General features: G+C 68.6%; 13 protein-coding genes and 1 pseudogene. 7 read left to right on the top strand and 7 right to left on the bottom strand.

What is annotated here, in order from left to right:
• The first annotated feature begins 143 nt into the window (after nucleotides 1-143).
• Both FND50_RS03350 and FND50_RS03345 read left to right on the top strand, forming a co-directional pair.
• Nucleotides 144-5,633 carry a biotin carboxylase N-terminal domain-containing protein gene (locus FND50_RS03350; RefSeq protein ID WP_144284747.1) on the top strand — a complete coding sequence of 1,830 codons (5,490 nt, stop codon included), beginning with the start codon at nucleotides 144-146 and terminating at the stop codon, nucleotides 5,631-5,633.
• 169 nt (nucleotides 5,634-5,802) lie between these two features.
• Nucleotides 5,803-6,180, top strand: coding sequence for an SHOCT domain-containing protein (locus FND50_RS03345; protein WP_005253383.1), 378 nt, complete (start codon nucleotides 5,803-5,805; stop codon nucleotides 6,178-6,180).
• Nucleotides 6,181-6,237: 57 nt separating this feature from the next.
• Here FND50_RS03345 and FND50_RS03340 read toward each other — a convergent pair whose 3' ends face one another.
• The gene (locus tag FND50_RS03340) at nucleotides 6,238-7,131 is read right to left on the bottom strand and encodes a LysR family transcriptional regulator (protein ID WP_144284746.1); all 894 of its coding nucleotides are present in this window, start codon (nucleotides 7,129-7,131) and stop codon (nucleotides 6,238-6,240) included.
• Nucleotides 7,132-7,203: 72 nt separating this feature from the next.
• Between FND50_RS03340 and FND50_RS03335 the strand changes: the two genes are divergently transcribed.
• The 3 genes from FND50_RS03335 to FND50_RS03325 are packed head-to-tail and all read left to right on the top strand — an operon-like array spanning nucleotide 7,204 to nucleotide 10,103.
• Entirely contained in the window at nucleotides 7,204-8,121 is a 918-nt protein-coding gene (locus FND50_RS03335; RefSeq protein WP_144284745.1) for an EamA family transporter, read from the top strand.
• Nucleotides 8,122-8,146: 25 nt separating this feature from the next.
• A complete protein-coding gene (locus tag FND50_RS03330) occupies nucleotides 8,147-9,400 on the top strand; it encodes a MurT ligase domain-containing protein (RefSeq protein WP_144284744.1) in 1,254 nt (417 codons plus the stop codon).
• Nucleotides 9,393-10,103 (top strand): type 1 glutamine amidotransferase, encoded by a 711-nt coding sequence (locus tag FND50_RS03325; protein ID WP_144284743.1) that lies wholly within the window; start codon nucleotides 9,393-9,395, stop codon nucleotides 10,101-10,103. Before FND50_RS03330 ends, FND50_RS03325 begins: the two co-directional genes overlap by 8 nt.
• Nucleotides 10,104-10,187: 84 nt before the next feature.
• Here the strand turns inward: FND50_RS03325 and FND50_RS03320 are convergent.
• Nucleotides 10,188-11,197: pseudogene (locus FND50_RS03320) on the bottom strand (type IV toxin-antitoxin system AbiEi family antitoxin domain-containing protein).
• A 205-nt stretch (nucleotides 11,198-11,402) separates the two neighbouring features.
• Between FND50_RS03320 and FND50_RS03315 the strand changes: the two are divergent.
• Both FND50_RS03315 and FND50_RS03310 read left to right on the top strand, forming a co-directional pair.
• The gene (locus tag FND50_RS03315) at nucleotides 11,403-11,849 is read left to right on the top strand and encodes an SRPBCC family protein (RefSeq protein ID WP_144284742.1); all 447 of its coding nucleotides are present in this window, start codon (nucleotides 11,403-11,405) and stop codon (nucleotides 11,847-11,849) included.
• Complete coding sequence (locus tag FND50_RS03310) at nucleotides 11,846-12,178, top strand: metalloregulator ArsR/SmtB family transcription factor (RefSeq protein WP_144284741.1); 333 nt, start codon at nucleotides 11,846-11,848, stop codon at nucleotides 12,176-12,178. The genes FND50_RS03315 and FND50_RS03310 overlap by 4 nt, the downstream gene beginning before the upstream one ends.
• Nucleotides 12,179-12,303: 125 nt before the next feature.
• Here the strand turns inward: FND50_RS03310 and FND50_RS03305 are convergent, their stop codons facing one another.
• The 5 genes from FND50_RS03305 to FND50_RS03285 all read right to left on the bottom strand — a co-directional run bounded on the left by FND50_RS03305 (nucleotide 12,304) and on the right by FND50_RS03285 (nucleotide 15,926).
• Nucleotides 12,304-13,761: an MFS transporter gene (locus FND50_RS03305; RefSeq protein WP_144284740.1), complete on the bottom strand. Its 1,458-nt coding sequence runs from the start codon at nucleotides 13,759-13,761 to the stop codon at nucleotides 12,304-12,306.
• Nucleotides 13,762-13,845: 84 nt separating this feature from the next.
• A complete protein-coding gene (locus tag FND50_RS03300; protein WP_144284739.1) occupies nucleotides 13,846-14,418 on the bottom strand; it encodes a TetR/AcrR family transcriptional regulator in 573 nt (190 codons plus the stop codon).
• Nucleotides 14,415-15,023 carry a recombination mediator RecR gene (recR, locus tag FND50_RS03295; RefSeq protein ID WP_005248644.1) on the bottom strand — a complete coding sequence of 203 codons (609 nt, stop codon included), beginning with the start codon at nucleotides 15,021-15,023 and terminating at the stop codon, nucleotides 14,415-14,417. The genes FND50_RS03300 and recR overlap by 4 nt, the downstream gene beginning before the upstream one ends.
• Nucleotides 15,024-15,032: 9 nt before the next feature.
• Nucleotides 15,033-15,350: a YbaB/EbfC family nucleoid-associated protein gene (locus tag FND50_RS03290; RefSeq protein WP_005253373.1), complete on the bottom strand. Its 318-nt coding sequence runs from the start codon at nucleotides 15,348-15,350 to the stop codon at nucleotides 15,033-15,035.
• Between the two features lie 141 nt (nucleotides 15,351-15,491).
• Nucleotides 15,492-15,926: an SRPBCC family protein gene (locus FND50_RS03285; protein WP_005248646.1), complete on the bottom strand. Its 435-nt coding sequence runs from the start codon at nucleotides 15,924-15,926 to the stop codon at nucleotides 15,492-15,494.
• Nucleotides 15,927-16,007 lie beyond the last annotated feature (81 nt).

Below are 16,007 nucleotides of genomic sequence, written 5' to 3'. Positions count from 1 at the left end.
CGGGGCGCCCCTGGAGGTAGTCAAGTGGGTTGTGCAGGGGTGCACGTGTCCGCGAAGGCGGCACCCAGTCCTCGGCGGACATGGCCTTGGCCATCGAAACACTCTGCGGATCAATGAGTTTTACGGAAACGGAGCGATAACAGATGTTCAAGCGAATAGCGATAGTCAACCGCGGCGAAGCGGCGGTCCGCCTGATTCGTGCGGTGCGCGAACTGAACGCCGAGCACAACTACGGCATTCGCACGATCGCACTCCACACGGAGGCAGAACGCCGCGCGATGTTCGTTCGGCAGGCCGACGAAGGTGTGTGCTTGCGCACAGTCAAGACCGGCACCGCCTACCTCGATCACGCCGAGCTGGCCCGCGCGCTGCGCGAGAGCAAGGCCGACGCCGTGTGGGTCGGCTGGGGCTTCGTCGCCGAGGATCCCGCGTTCGTCGAGGTCTGCGAGCAGCTCGGCATCACGTTCATCGGCCCGCCCGCCGAATCGATGCGCCTGCTGGGCGACAAGGTCGAGGCCAAGCTCCTCGCCGAGAAGGTGGAGGTCCCGGTCGCGCCGTGGAGCGGCGGCCCCGTCGCCACCCGCGCCGACGCCCGCCGTCACGCCCAGGCCATCGGCTACCCGCTCATCATCAAGGCCCGCTCCGGTGGTGGTGGCCGCGGTATCCGCAAGGTGTGGTCGGAGGACGAACTCGAACTCGCGCTCGAACGCACCCAAGGTGAGGCCCAGCGGTCCTTCGGCGACCCCGTCGTGTTCATCGAACGGCTGGTCACCGACGCACGCCACGTCGAGGTACAGGTGATTGCCGACAACTTCGGCAACGTCTGGGCTCCCGGTGTGCGCGACTGCTCCATCCAGCGCAAGAACCAGAAGGTCATCGAGGAGTCCAGCTCGCCGCTCCTCACCGCCGACCAGTCCAACCACCTGCGCACCGTCTCCGCAGAGCTCGTGCGCGCCGCCGGCTACCGCGGCGCCGGCACGGTCGAATACCTGTACCAGCCCGAGCAGAAGACGTTCACGTTCCTCGAGGTCAACACCCGCCTCCAGGTCGAGCACCCCATCACCGAGGCCACCACGGGCATCGACCTGGTGAAGCTGCAGATCCTCGTCGCCAGCGGTGAGCCGCTGGTCGGCGACTGCCCGCCCGAGTTCGGTCACGCCGTCGAGGCCCGCCTCAACGCGGAGGACGCCGCCAACGGCTTCGCTCCCGCGCCCGGCGCCGTGCAGCTGCTCAAGTTCCCGCTCGGCAGCGGCCTCCGCGTCGACACCGGCATCGCCCAGGGCGACGTCATCCCGCCCGACTACGACTCGATGGTCGCCAAGGTCATCGCCTGGGGTCGCGACCGCTCCGAGGCGCTCGCGCGTCTGCGCACCGCTCTCCGCGAGACCACGGTCGTGCTGCAGGGCGGCACCACCACCAAGTCCTTCCTGCTGGACCTGCTGGACCGCGAAGAGGTCATCTCGGCGTCCGCGGACACCGGCTGGCTGGACCGCACCGACGCAGGCACCTCCAACGTCCCGTCCCGGACCGCGGATGTCGCCCTGATCGCCGCCGCCATCGACATCTACGACGCCGAGGAGAAGCTCGAGCGTGAGGCGTTCCTGTCGTCCGCTCGCGGTGGACGGCCCCGCGCCGGCCACGCCATCGGCCGCAAGGTGGAGCTCAGCTACCAGGGCCAGGCCTACGGACTCACCGTCACGCAGGTCGGCGCCCACAGCTACCGCGTCGACGGGGACGCCCCCGAGACCGAGGTCGAGGTCGACCGGCTCAGCGAGTTCGAGAGCCGCCTGGTGATCGGCGACCGCCGCCACCACGTCGTCTCGGTCGCAGGCCGCGCCCAGTACCTCGTCGAGGTCGACGGCATCAGCCACCAGATCAGCCAGGACGAGGCCGGCGTCGTCCGCGCACCGGCTCCCGCAGTCGTGGTCGCGGTGCCCGTGTCCGTCGGCGACGAGGTCGAGGTCGGTGCCACGCTGGTCGTCCTCGAGAGCATGAAGATGGAGACCGCGGTCCGCGCTCCCGTCGCAGGCCGGGTGCGGGAAGTTCTCGCCATGGTCAACTCCCAGGTCGACGCCGGAACGGCACTGCTGCGCGTCGAGGAGAGCTCGGAGGAGTCCACCGCTCCGAAGTCGCCTCGCGTCCAGTTCGATCTCGGTGCCCCCGCTTCGCACGGGAACACCCGGGCCGACGCCCTCGAGCAGATCGACGCACTCGCCGCACTGCTCACCGGTTACGACGTCAGCGCGAAGCGCGCCGGAGTGCTCCTCGCCGATTACGAGAAGCTGCGCGCCGAGATCGCGGGCGACCCGGATCTCGTGCAGGCAGAGCTCGCTCTACTGAACACGTTCGCGGATATCTGCGAGATCGGACGTAACCGTCCGACCGCCGCCGAGGAGGACGGTGACGAGCGCGTCCACAGCCCGCGCGAGCACTTCCACACCTACCTCCACACCCTCGACGTCGAACTCGAAGGCCTGCCCGAGTCGTTCACGACCCGGCTGTCGCGGGCGCTGCGTCACTACGACGTCACCGACCTCGAGCGCACCGCCGAGCTGGAGGAGGCGGTCTACCGTCTGTTCCTCGCGCAGCAGCGCATGGACAACCAGGTTCCCGTCATCGCCGCCCTGCTCGATCGGTGGCTGAACGACGGCAACGCTCCCGGCCGCGCACCCAGCGGACTCGGTGAGGTCCTGGACCGGCTGATCATCGCCACCCAGGTCCGGTACCCGGTGATCGGAAACGTCGCCCGCAACGTGCGGTTCCGGTTCTTCGACGAGCCGCAGATCCGCAAGGCCCGCGAGCAGGTCTACGACGGTGTCCGTGGCAGCCTCGAGTACCTCGCCGAGCGTCCCGACGCCGCCGACTACCAGGAACGCCTCGAGGCCCTGGTCGCCACCCCGCAGTCGCTGACCGAGCTCCTCGGGCAGCGGATCGCACGCAAGAGCACGACCGTCGGTCCGCTGCTCGAGGTCGTCACCCGTCGCTACTACGACATCCGCACGCTCGAGGACGTCACGTCCTTCGACCGCAACGGACGGCGTTTCGTCACCGGCAACTTCGATCTGCTCGGCGAGCGCCTCAACCTGGTGTCGGCCGTCGCCGAGTACGCCGAACTGCCCGGTGCGCTCGACGAGATCGGTGCCGTCGCCGCGGAGAACCCCGACAACCTCGTCCTCGACCTCTACCTGTCGTGGACCGCACCGCCCGCCGACCCGAACACGATGTCCGAGGACCTGCGGAAGGCGCTGGCGGCGCTGCCGCTGGCCGCGACCTGCCGCCGGGTCACGGTGTCCGTCTTCGGCGGAACCGACATGGACGTCCGCAAGTTCACGTACCGCCCGGACGACGCAGGTGTCCTGGCGGAAGAGACGCTGATCCGGGACATGCACCCGCTCACCGGCCAGCGACTCGACCTGTGGCGCCTGAAGAACTTCGACGGCACCCGCCTCCCCGCGGTCGCCGACACGTTCCTGTTCAACCTGGTCTCGCGCGACAACCCCACCGACGAACGCCTCATCGCGCTCGCCGAGATCCGCGACATCACGCCGGTCCGCAACGAGGACGGCCAGGTCATCGGTGTTCCCGCTGCGGAACGCGTGCTGCAGTCGTGCCTCGACGGCATCCGCCGGGCGCAGGCCACGCGCGGCAGCAAGCGCAAGCTCGACGCCAACCGCGTCGTGCTGTACGTGTGGCCGAAGATCGACGTCCCGGTCGAGGACCTCGAGGCGTTCGCCCGGGTCGCGGCACCGCTCACCGCGGGCGCCGGACTCGAGGAGATCACCGTGATCGCCCGGCTCCAGGGCGAGCCCGGCACGGAGTCGCGGGAGAAGGCTCTGCGCTTCTCCTACCGCACCGGTGCCGGCGTGGTCGTCAAGGTCACCGAGCCGCCGACCGAGCCGCTGCAGCCGCTCGACGCGTACACGCAGAAGGTCCGCAGCTCACGTGCCCGCGGCACCGTCTACCCGTACGAGCTGATCCCGCTGCTCACCGGCCGCGACGGCAGCTTCGTCGAGCACGACCTGGACGAGACGGGCCAGCTGGTTCCCGTCGAGCGTCCGTACGGTCAGAACAAGGCCGGCCTCGTCGTCGGTCTGGTCACGGCCCGCACCGACCGGCATCCCGAGGGAATGACCCGCGTCGCGCTCTTCGGTGACCCGACGAAGGCACTGGGCACCGTCGCGGAAGCCGAGTGCGCCCGCCTCGTCGCCGGTGTCGACCTGGCCGAGAAGCTGGGTGTCCCGGTCGAGTGGTTCGCGCTGTCGTCCGGCGCGACGATCTCCATGGACAGTGGCACCGAGAACATGGACTGGGTGTCCCGCGGCCTGCGTCGCCTCATCACGTTCACGCAGAACGGTGGCGAGGTCAACGTGATCGTGGCCGGCATCAACGTCGGCGCGCAGCCGTACTGGAACGCCGAAGCCACGATGCTGATGCACACCAAGGGCATCCTCGTCATGACGCCGGACAGTGCCATGGTGCTCACCGGTAAGAACTCGCTCGACTACTCGGGTGGCGTCTCGGCCGAGGACAACTTCGGCATCGGCGGTTACGACCGCGTGATGGGCCCGAACGGTGAGGCGCAGTACTGGGCGCCGAACCTGCCCGCCGCGTGCGAGATCCTGTTCGCACACTACGACCACGCGTACGTCGTTGCCGGAGAACGCTTCCCGCGCCGGGCGCAGACCAGCGACCCGATCGGGCGCGACGTGCGGTCCTTCCCGCACATCCATCCGTCCAGCGACTTCACCACGGTCGGCGACATCTTCTCCGCGGAGACGAACCCGGAACGCAAGAAGCCGTTCGACATTCGCACGGTGATGCGTTCGCTCGTCGACCAGGACCACGCGGTGCTGGAGCGGTGGGCCGACATGGCGGACGCCGACACGTCCGTCGTGTTCGACGCGCACCTCGGCGGTTACCCGGTGAGCGTCATCGGGATCGAGTCGCGGGCCATCGCCCGTAAGGGATGGTCGCCGGCCAACGGTCCCGACCAGTGGACTGCGGGAACGCTGTTCCCGCAGTCGTCGAAGAAGACGGCCCGGGCGATCAACGCCGCCAGCGGCAGCCGTCCGCTCGTCGTGCTGGCCAACCTGTCCGGCTTCGACGGTTCCCCGGACTCGCTGCGGCACATCCAGCTCGAGTACGGCGCCGAGATCGGCCGCGCCATCGTCAATTTCGACGGCCCGATCGTGTTCTGCGTCGTCTCCCGCTACCACGGTGGTGCGTTCGTGGTGTTCTCCGGAGCACTGAACGACAACATGGAGGTGCTGGCGGTCGAGGGTTCGTTCGCCTCGGTCCTCGGTGGTGCCCCCGCCGCGGCCGTGGTGTTCACCCGCGAGGTCAACTCTCGGGTGGCCGCCGACCCGTCGATCCGGGAGCTCGAGGCCAACCTGGCGGGCGCCCAGAACGACGCCCAGCAGGCTCACCTGCGGGTGGAGCTGGCGGCCCAGCAGGCTGCGGTGCGCAACGAGAAGCTCGGTGAGGTCGCGGCCGAGTTCGAGGCTGTGCACAACATCCAGCGGGCACAGCGGGTCGGCTCCGTCGACGCCGTCATCCCGGCCGTCGAGCTGCGTCCGTACATCATCGGTGCGGTCGAGCGCGGCATGCGCCGGGCGGTCGACGCAGGCAAGTAGTCCCTACCCGAACGGCCGCGGCACCTACCGGTGTCGCGGCCGTTCGGCGTTTCGCGACCGCGGGCGGGGTCGGCACCGGCCACATTTCACCTGTTTCGGATGACGCGGGCGCCCCGGCCCGGTGCGATAGTCGGCGCAGAGTGAATTCGACTGTGAATGGAGCGCTGCAATGGACTCTTTCTGGGACTTTCTCTGGGTGATCATCGTCACCTTCGGCTTCGTGGCCTACCTGATCCTGTTGTTCTCCATCATCACCGACCTGTTCCGCGACCATAAGACGTCGGGCTGGGCGAAGGCCATCTGGATCATCTTCCTGTTCTTCATCCCGCTGCTGACCGCGCTCGTGTATCTCATCGTCAAGAGCGACGGCATGGCCCAGCGGTCGATGGCGGCCGCGCAGGAGGTGAAGCAGGCGCAGGACAGCTACATCCGTTCCGTCGCGGGCAAGTCCTCGGCCGAGCAGATCGCGGACGCGAAGGCACTGCTCGATGCAGGCACCATCACTCAGCAGGAGTACGAGACGCTGAAAGCCAAGGCGCTGGCCTGACCCCGCACCGTTACCGTCGAAGGCCCGCCCCGGTGCGGGCCTTCGTGCTGTCGGGGGTCAGTCCCGCACCCGTGCCGCGACGTCCCGGAACGCCTGCAGCACCGTGGCCACCGCGGGAACGTCGTCGGCTGCCGGCCGCCGGGCCAGTTCGTAGATCCGGGCCGCGCGCACCCCGGCGAGAGGCAGCTGCACCACCGTGCGGCTCGTCACCGCATGGCGGGCCAGCAGGGCCACGCCGTGACCGCCGGCGACGAGTTCCTCGATGACCCGGAAGTCGTTGATGCGCATCACCACATGCGGCTGCACCCCGGTCGCGGCGGCCACCGACATCAGCACGTCGTCGACGGGGAAACCGCCGCGCACGCTGATCCACCTCTCGTCCGCCAACTGGTCCGGGCGAACCGCATCCTGTCCGGCGAGCGGATGGCCGGGCGGCAGGATCAGGTCGATGGGTTCGCGCATCAGCGGTTCCGCCGTCACCCGCGGCGAGGACGAGTCCGGGGCCCGCTCGTCGCGATGCGTCAGCACCACGTCGTAATCGGCGAGCAGGGTGGGCACCGCGGCGGCGGGCAGGTCCTCGTCGCGCGCCTGCACGTCCACCCCACTGCCTTCCAGCGTATCCAGCAGTCCGGGCAGCAGCAGCGCGGCACCGGACGGGAACAGCGCCACCCGCACGCGGCCGCGCGGCGAACCGCGGTAGGCGCTCATCTCCGCCGCCGCGCGGTCCAGGGCGGCCACGACGTCGTCGGCGCGGACGACGAGCGCCTGACCGGCGTCCGTGAGCCGCAACCGGCGGCCGGCGGGTTCGAGCAGGGTCACCCCGGCCTCCCGCGCGAGGATCTTGAGCTGCTGCGACACCGCCGACGGCGTCATCGACAACGCCTGCGCGGTCGCCGCCACCGTCCCGCGGTCCGCCAGCTCGCGCAGCACGCGCAACCGGGTCGCATCCATGTAGCAAAACTACATCGATGATCCACTTTAATGCGCTTGTCCTGATTGTTTTCGGCCCTCACGATGGAAGGCATGACCTCCCGCGACCGGCTGCTCGGACTCACCGTCGTCGTCCTGTGGGGGCTCAACTTCCTCGCCATTCGCGCGGGTCTCGACCACTTCCCACCGTTCTTCTTCGCCGCGCTGCGATTCTTCGTCATCGCGATCCCGGTCATCCTGTTCGTTCCCCGGCCACAGGTCCCGCTGAAGTGGCTGCTGGTGTACGGCCTGGGGTTCGGCGTCGGCCAGTTCGCCTTCCTGTTCTGGGCCATGCACGTCGGCATGCCCACCGGGCTGGCGTCGCTGGTCCTGCAGTCCTCGGCGCCGTTCACCGTGGTCCTCGGCGCGGTCCTGCTGCGGGAGCGACTGCGGCCGACGCAGGTGTGCGGACTGTTGGTGGCGATGGCCGGGATGACAGTCATCGGCTGGGACCGCGCCCAGCACGCCGCGCTGCTGCCGGTGGCCCTGACGCTGCTCGCGGGACTGTCGTGGGCGCTGGGCAACATCGGCAACCGCAAGGCCGCGTCGGATCAGCCGATGCGCCTGATGCTGTGGATGTGCGTCATTCCGCCGCTGCCGATGCTGGCGCTGTCGTTCGGCGTCGAGGGTCCGTCGGCGGGCTGGGACTCCCTGACGTCGTCACTGGACGGCAACGGCCCGCTCGCGCTCGCAGGCCTCGCCTACATCGTGATCCTCGGCACGGTCGCGGGCTCGGGTCTGTGGACGGCACTGCTCAGCCGCTACCCCGCCGGGATGGTCGCACCGTTCTCCCTGCTGGTTCCGATCGTCGGGATCGGGGCGTCCTGGCTGGTGCTGCACGAGGAGCCGAGCGTCCTGTCGCTGGTCGGCGGGGCCGTCGTCATCGCCGGTGCCGCCGCCACCCAGGTGCGCGGCAGGGTGCGTCCGAGCACACTTTCGCACTCACCTGCACCCGCGCGAGTCGGCGTCTGACCGGACCCTGTGCAAAACTCGCGGAGTGAGTACTGGAACTGGGATCACGACGCGCGGCAAGCTCGCCCTGCGCGCAGCGGCGGCGGCCTCCTGGGCGTCGCAGAAGGCGGGACGGGGCAAGGGCTCGATGATCGGCGGACTGATCGCCCTGAAGATCGACCCGACCCTGATGGAGCAGCTCGGCGCCGGCCGACGCACCGCGGTGATCACCGGCACCAACGGCAAGTCCACCACCACCCGGATGACCGCGGCGGCGCTCTCCACCCTCGGTGAGGTCGCGACGCAGGCCGACGGCGCCAACATGGACGCCGGCATCGTCGCGGCGCTCAGCACCCGCGTCCACGCGCCCCTCGCCGCCCTCGAGGTCGACGAGCTTCACGTCCCGCACGTCAGCGACGCCGTCAACCCCGAGGCCCTGGTTCTGCTCAACCTCAGCCGCGACCAGCTCGACCGGGTCGGCGAGATCAACATGATCGAACGCAAACTCCGCGCCTGCGTCGCCGCGCACCCGGAGGCCGTCGTGATCGCCAACTGCGACGACGTCCTCGTCACCTCGGTGGCCTACGACGCGAAGAACGTCGTCTGGGTCGCCGCCGGGGGCGGATGGGCCAGCGACGCCGCCAGCTGTCCGCGCACCGGCGAACCCATCGTGTGGGAGGGCTCGCACTGGCGCAGCACGGGTTCCGACTTCGCGCGCCCGACCCCCGACTGGTGGCTGGACGACGAAAACCTGTACGGGCCCGACGGCCTGAAGATCCCGATGACCCTCGCCCTGCCCGGACGCGCCAACCGCGGCAACGCCGCACAGGCCGTCGCTGCGGCCGTTGCGATGGGCGCGGAGGCGGAGGACGCCGTCGCCGCGGCGGCCACCGTCCAGGAGGTCGCGGGCCGCTACAGCACCGTCGAGGTCGGGTCGCACTCCGTGCACATGCTGCTCGCCAAGAACCCCGCCGGCTGGCAGGAAGCGCTGTCGATGATCGACCCCACCGTCGACGGACTCGTGATCGCCGTCAACGGGCAGGTTCCCGACGGCGAAGACCTGTCCTGGCTGTGGGACGTGCGGTTCGAGCACTTCGAGGGCGTCAAGGTGGTGGCCGCCGGCGAACGCGGCACCGACCTGGCCGTCCGCCTCACGTACGCCGGCGTCGAGCACACGCTCGACCCGAACCCGTTGCGGGCCATCGCGTCCTGCCCGCCCGGACGCGTCGAGGTGCTCGCCAACTACACCGCCTTCCGCGACCTGAACACCGCCATCGCGAAGGAGGCGCGCAATGCCTGACTCGACCGTACGCATCGGCCTGGTGCTGCCCGACGTGATGGGCACCTACGGCGACGGCGGCAACGCCCTGATCCTCCGGCAGCGACTGCGCATGCGCGGATACGACGCGGAGATCGTCGAGATCACGCTGAACGACCCGGTCCCGGAGTCCCTCGACGTCTACACGCTCGGTGGGGCCGAGGACTCGGCGCAGCGCCTCGCCACCCGGCACCTCGCCAAGTACCCCGGACTGCAGAAGGCCGCCGAACGCGGCGCCCCCGTCCTGGCGATCTGTGCCGCGATCCAGGTGCTCGGCAACTGGTACGAGACGTCGAGCGGCGAACGCGTCGACGGCGTCTCGATGCTCGACGTCACCACGTCCCCGCAGGCGACGCGTTCCATCGGTGAAGTGATCACGGCACCACGGATGGACGGGCTGACGCAGCCGCTCACTGGGTTCGAAAACCACCGCGGCGGAACCACACTCGGCACCGACGCCCGCGGCCTGGCCCGGGTCACGCACGGCGTCGGCAACGGCGTCGGGGACGGGCTCGAAGGCGTCGTCCAGGGTTCCGTGATCGGCACGTACATGCACGGACCCGCGCTCGCCCGCAACCCCGAACTCGCCGACCTGCTCCTGAAACGGGCGCTGGGCGTCGACGAACTCGCGCCCCTCGACCTGCCCGAGGTCGAGCAGTTGCGCCGGGAGCGCCTGCGCGTCTGAGCACGTGAGTGGCAAAGCGTCGTCCCGCACTCTTTCTCACTCACCTCCGCAGGTGAGTGAGAAAGAGTGGCGGGGCACTCTTTCTCACTCACGTGGGCAGGCTGGACAGCGGCGCGACATATCGGCCCATCCTTCGCGGACCAACACCCGGCGCACTTCGTCGAATACCCCGCAGGGGTCGCGGGTCGTCTCATCCCACCCGTAGACCAGCCGTGGACGGTCGGCCAGCTCCGCCGCGTTGTCGCGCCGACGGTCACGGAAACGGGACTGTTGCGCGCTGTGATACTGCTGCCCGTCGAGCCGGACGATCAGCGGCACACACATGGGGCTGTAATCGACGTCCTCGTACAGAATCCGGCCGTCCACGACGTGCGGCATCTGACGTTTTCCGCTCGGCAGCCCGTGCGCCCGTTCGACGTCGAGTGCGTAGCGGTGTTCGAGGGCCGATTGAACGCCGTCGCCGAGCAGCATCACGGCGTCGGCGATGTCGGTCGCATACCGGTGTGGACGCCGGACCTCGAGTTTCCGCCGGAGCACCTCGACGTGGACCTTGCCACTCGTGGCGGCCTCGATGAACCGGAGGGCCGCCTCCCGCGGGGTGGCCTCGGACACCGCGAGGTCGATCACCGTGTCGACGATGTCCGTGGCCGACGGAACGGGACCGAGATGTGCTCGAACGCGCGAGACCGATGGACCACGACGCCACCATGAACGAGTGCGTTGCCGACCGAGGTCGGGCGCCGACTGCCGGGTGAGCGGACCGTCTGCCCGTGATTCACCGCCGAGCAGTTGTAGGGGACAGTGATGTGGACCGGTGCCGACGGGTCGTCGACGCGGAGCAGTCCCCATTCCTCGGCCGCGGTCCGGTGACTCAGGATCGCCCGGCCGCCGTACAGGAGTGCGGCGGAGAGGGCCATCGGGCGGGTGAGCGGACCGTTGGTGACCGCGATGACGCGCGGCAGCACCCGCAGCCACTGACCGGACACCACATGATGCCGGAGTGCGGTGGCACTGACGCCGTGCGCCCGGAGCTGTGCCGTGGTGACGACGCCGTCCTGGGCGTCGAGAATGGACTGCCATGAGTCGTGTTCCATGCCCGGAACGGTGTCGGCCCGCCCCGACAGGAACCGCCCCTTCCCACCATTTTTCCACAGCCTGTGGATAAACCCTGTGAGTGCCGATGTCCATCCGGGTACACATCGGCACTCACCTGCCGAGCGCAACCAAAGGGTTGCAGAACGTCGTAAAGAGTGCAACCATGGAGTTGCATATCAACCGTCGTCGAAAAGGTGGCCCACCATGGACGCATCGAGCAGCATCACCCGGACCGTTGTCGTGAACGCCCCGAGATCGGCGGTGTGGGCGGCGATCACGGATCCCGACAAGATCAGCCAGTGGTTCGGGCAGCGCACGTCGCTCGACCTCAGCGTCGGCGGCAAGGCCGCCTTCACCTGGGACGAGCACGGCACCGCCCGCGCTGTCGTCACGGAGGTCGACGAACCGAACGCGTTCGGCTTCCGCTGGGCAGCCGACATGGAAGCAGACCCGGTGATCGGCAACTCCACCCTGGTGCGGTTCACGCTGTCCGAGCACGCGGCCGGCACCGAACTGACAGTCGTCGAGACCGGGTTCGACACCCTCGACCGCGACGTCGTCGACCAGAAGCGGGCCCGCGAGGGCAACGTCCAGGGCTGGCACGCCGAACTCGACGAACTGGTCGCGTACCTGCACGGCGTGAAGGCATGACAGTGGGCACGTACGCCGAATTGGCCTCGGTGTTCGCGGCGCTGTCCGACGAGACCCGCTGGGAGATCCTCACCGAACTCGGGCGGGCCGACCAGTCGGCGTCGTCGCTCGCCACCCGGCTTCCGGTGTCGAGGCAGGCCATCGCGAAGCATCTGAATGCGCTGCAGGCCTGCGGACTGGTGGAGTCGGTGAAGGTGGGCCGCGAGATCCGCTACCGCGCGCTGGGCGCCGAGCTCAACAAGACGGCGCGGACGCTGGAACGAATCGGCGCCGAGTGGGATCGCCGGCTGGCCACCATCAAGCAGATCGCGGAATCGATGGAGGAGTAAAGACCCCAGACAGGGGTTCGGCCGGGAATGCTTCTGCATTCTCGGCCGGATCTCTGCTTCTCGAGTTTTCTCTGCTCACAGGTACATTTCCTCGATCCGCATCACTGACGATACACGTGAGTGACCTACGTCACAAGAGGCTCTATCGGACTTTTCTTCATCCGATCGTGCCCGGGCAGGGCCAGGGACACCGCGAACACCAGGACCGCCAGCACGGCGCACACCCCGTAGGCGATCGAGAAACCGGCGGCCGAGGCGACACTGCCCACCATGCTCGCCGCCAAAACCGTCGCGACCACCGCGCTGCACATGGTGGTACCCATCGTCCGCAGCAGGACGTTGACGCCGTTGGCCGCGGCCATCTGCGTGGACGGCACAGCCCGGACGATCAGCATCGGCAGCGTGCTGTACACCAGCGCGGTGCCGACGGCCGCGACACCGAGCGCCGCGATCACCATCCACAATTCCTTGTGCGGCACGGTGTGCAGCGCGTAGCCGAGGACGAGACAGATCGCGCCCGACAGGATCGTCACCTTCGACCCGTAGCGCTCGGACACCCGGGCGCCGACCTGCGCGAAGACGATCATCGACAGACTCGTCGGCAGCTGGCACACCGCGGCCTGGAGGATCGTCAGGCCGTAGCCGGCGTCTCCGCGGGGCGCCTGCAGCAGCTGTGTGGTGATGAGAGCGTTTCCGTAGAACGCGAACCCGACGAGAAGCGCCGTGACGTGCGGCAGCAGCACCGACCGTCGCGCCGACACCCGCAGGTCCACGAGCGGGTTCCGGTTGCGCAGCTGCTGATGTCCCCACAACGCGAACAGGAACACCGCGGACGCGAACATGCCCAGCACCGCGGGACTTCCCCAGCCCCACGAGCTGCCCTGGGTGATCGGGACGAGCAGGCAGACGAGGGCGGCGGTCAGACCGACGGCACCGACACCGTCGAACCGCCCACCCGACCGCACCTCGGACTCGCGGATGAACAGCACCGCGGCCGTGGTGACCGCGAGCCCGATTCCCGCGATGACCCAGAAGAGGACGTGCCAGTTTGAGTACTCGGCGACGGACGCCGCGAACGGCAGTCCGAGCGCCGTGCCGATCCCGAGGGTCGAGCTCATCATGGCGATGGCGCCGTTGACCTTCTCCCGCGGCAATTCGTCGCGGAGGATCGAGATTCCGACCGGGATGACGGCGGCGCCTGCCCCCTGCAGTCCTCGCGCGAAGATCAGGAACGCGATGTCGGACGTCACGGCGCAGATCAACGCGCCGAGCGTCATGAAGACGAAGGCGACGAGAAGCATCCGCTTCTTGCCGAACATGTCGGCGAGCCTGCCGAAGATCGGGGTGACGACCGCGCCGACCAGGAGGGTGGTGGTGATCAGCCAGGACACCGACGTCTGACTCGCGCCGGTGAACGTCGGCATGCTGGGCAGGAGGGGCACCATGACCGTTTGCAGGACGGCCTGGAACACGCCCGCGAACGCGAGAATCGGGAAGAGATAACGCGATCCGCCGGCAGAGTCCGGCGGTGCGACCGGCTGATCCGCGAGCGCCGACAGTGGGCGCGGCAACGAGATCGTCAAACGTCACCCCTTGCACAGCTGGTAAATGGTTGTTCACCAGAGTAGGTGAACAACCATTTACCCCGCAAGCCGGACAATCCGCCCTCAGCCGTCGAGCAACTCCTGCACCAGCGGGGCATAGTGCGCCACCACCTCTTCCGGGGTGCCTGTCGCGTGCTCCTGCATCATCTTGCGACGCATGACGGCGAGACCCGTCAGCATCGACATCACCAGTTCGGCGCGCAGCCGGGCATTCGGCCCGGGTAGTCGTTCGGCCAGCGCGTCGATCATCTGCGCCGAATAGTTGGCGCGGAGCTTGCGGCTGCTCTCCTCGCTCGGCCCGCTCATGAACAGAATGTTCAACGACAGGGGCTTGTACGGTTCGAGCGGCCGCGCGAACATCGACACCATCCGCTCACCGAGACCGCCCAGCGGACCGCTGAACACGATCTCCGCGGCGGCGCGGAAATCGACGAGCGCGTCGAACAGCTGCTCCTTCGACCCGAAGTACTTGATGATCAGCGGTGCGCTGACCCCGGCGTCCTCGGCGATGTCCTTGAGCGTGATCTCCCGATACGGACGTGTCGCGAACGCCCGCCCCGCCGCGTCGACGATCAGCGACCGCGACTGCTCGGCCGTCCGCTTCACCGGCGCGGCAGTGCCCGGATCCGACGTCACAGCGTGCGTCTCCCCGACAACGCCCTGCCCAGCGTGAGCTCGTCGGCGAACTCGAGGTCGCCGCCCATCGGCAGACCCGACGCGAGCCTGCTGACCGTCAGCCCGGGGAAGTCCCGCAGCATCCGCACCAGATACGTCGCAGTGGCCTCCCCCTCGGTGTTGGGGTCGGTCGCGATGATCACCTCGGAGACGTCGACGCCGTCCTCCTGATTGCCGATGCGCGCGAGCAACTCCCGGATACGGAGCTGATCGGGACCCACCCCGGACAGCGGATCCAGCGCGCCGCCCAGAACGTGATAGCGGCCCTTGAACTCGCGCGTGCGCTCGACGGCCTGGACGTCCTTCGGCTCCTCGACCACACAGATCACCGTGCGGTCACGGCGCGGATCGGCGCAGATGCGGCAGTGCTCCTTGTCGGAGACCGTGCCGCACACCACACAGAACTGGACGCCGTCGCGCACCCGCTGCAGCGCATTCTTGAGCCGGTCGATCTCCGGCGGCTCGACGCTGAGCAGGTGGAACGCGATGCGCTGTGCGCTCTTCGGCCCGACGCCGGGCAGCTTGCCGAGCTCGTCGATCAGATCCTGAACCGGACCTTCGTACACGCTGCGCCTCTAGAAACCGGGGAGACCGGGCAGGCCTCCCCCACCGAATCCACCCGCGAGCGGACCGAGTTTCTGCGCCGCGATCTCCTGCGCCTTGTTCGACGCGTCCTCGATCGCACCGATCACGAGGTCCTGCAGAGTCTCCACGTCGTCGGGATCGACGACCTTCGGATCGATCTTCAGACCGACCACTTCACCTGTCCCCTTGACCGTCGCGGTCACGAGTCCGCCACCGGCCTGCCCGGTGACCTCGGCCTCGGCCATCTCCTGCTGAGCGGCCATCAGCTGCTGCTGCATCTGCTGTGCCTGCGCGAGGAGCTGCGACATGTCGGGTTGTCCACCTGGTTGCACTGACGTGGTCCTTTCTGCTGTTTCCCCTGCCAGCGTAGACCGTGACCGTCAGCGCGGTCCGGCGCCGACGCCGTCGTGGGACTCACCACGACGGCGCCGGAGCGAACCGGCGTCGCGTCAGGCGAGTTCGCGCTCGAGGTTCGCCAGCACCTGCCCCTGGATCTTCTTCAGACCCAGCGGGGCGAACGTCTTCTCGAAGAAGCCCCCGATGCCGCCCGCACCCTTCCACTCGGTGGTCGTGGTGACCGTCGAACCACTGCCGCTCGGGGCGACGACCCAGGTGGTGACGAGCGACGAGTTCGCGTCCGTCTCGGTGATCGTGTTGCCCGCCACGGTGACCGTGGCCTTGATGTCGCGGGACCGCTTCTCGGTGGCCTTCAACGTCCACTGCGCGACGGTACCGCCGCCCTGCCCGCCCTCGAGGACGCGGTAGTCCAGGTACTGCTCCGAGAGGATGCGCGGACGCACCGTCTCGTAGTCCGTCAAAGCCGCGAGCGCCTTCTCCGGTGTGGCTGCGACGGTGATCGAACTGCTCGCGCTGACCTGACCCACTGTTGCGACTCCTCTTGTACGATTTGTACGAAACTGCTTCCTCCTCTCATCCTGCCTTCCGTCCGCGAGTCCGGGCGATGA

The sequence above is a fragment of the Rhodococcus sp. WB9 genome, assembly GCF_007558985.1.
Classification (GTDB): Bacteria; Actinomycetota; Actinomycetes; order Mycobacteriales; family Mycobacteriaceae; genus Rhodococcus_F; species Rhodococcus_F opacus.
This window is presented reverse-complemented; position numbering and strand designations above follow the sequence as displayed.

Bases quoted from the DNA above. Each gene is read 5' to 3' on its own strand.
- FND50_RS03350 (WP_144284747.1), top strand. From the start codon at position 144: ATGTTCAAGCGAATAGCGATAGTCAACCGCGGCGAAGCGGCGGTCCGC.
- FND50_RS03345 (WP_005253383.1), top strand. From the start codon at position 5,803: ATGGACTCTTTCTGGGACTTTCTCTGGGTGATCATCGTCACCTTCGGC.
- FND50_RS03340 (WP_144284746.1), bottom strand. From the start codon at position 7,131: ATGGATGCGACCCGGTTGCGCGTGCTGCGCGAGCTGGCGGACCGCGGG.
- FND50_RS03335 (WP_144284745.1), top strand. From the start codon at position 7,204: ATGACCTCCCGCGACCGGCTGCTCGGACTCACCGTCGTCGTCCTGTGG.
- FND50_RS03325 (WP_144284743.1), top strand. From the start codon at position 9,393: ATGCCTGACTCGACCGTACGCATCGGCCTGGTGCTGCCCGACGTGATG.
- FND50_RS03315 (WP_144284742.1), top strand. From the start codon at position 11,403: ATGGACGCATCGAGCAGCATCACCCGGACCGTTGTCGTGAACGCCCCG.
- FND50_RS03310 (WP_144284741.1), top strand. From the start codon at position 11,846: ATGACAGTGGGCACGTACGCCGAATTGGCCTCGGTGTTCGCGGCGCTG.
- FND50_RS03290 (WP_005253373.1), bottom strand. From the start codon at position 15,350: ATGTCGCAGCTCCTCGCGCAGGCACAGCAGATGCAGCAGCAGCTGATG.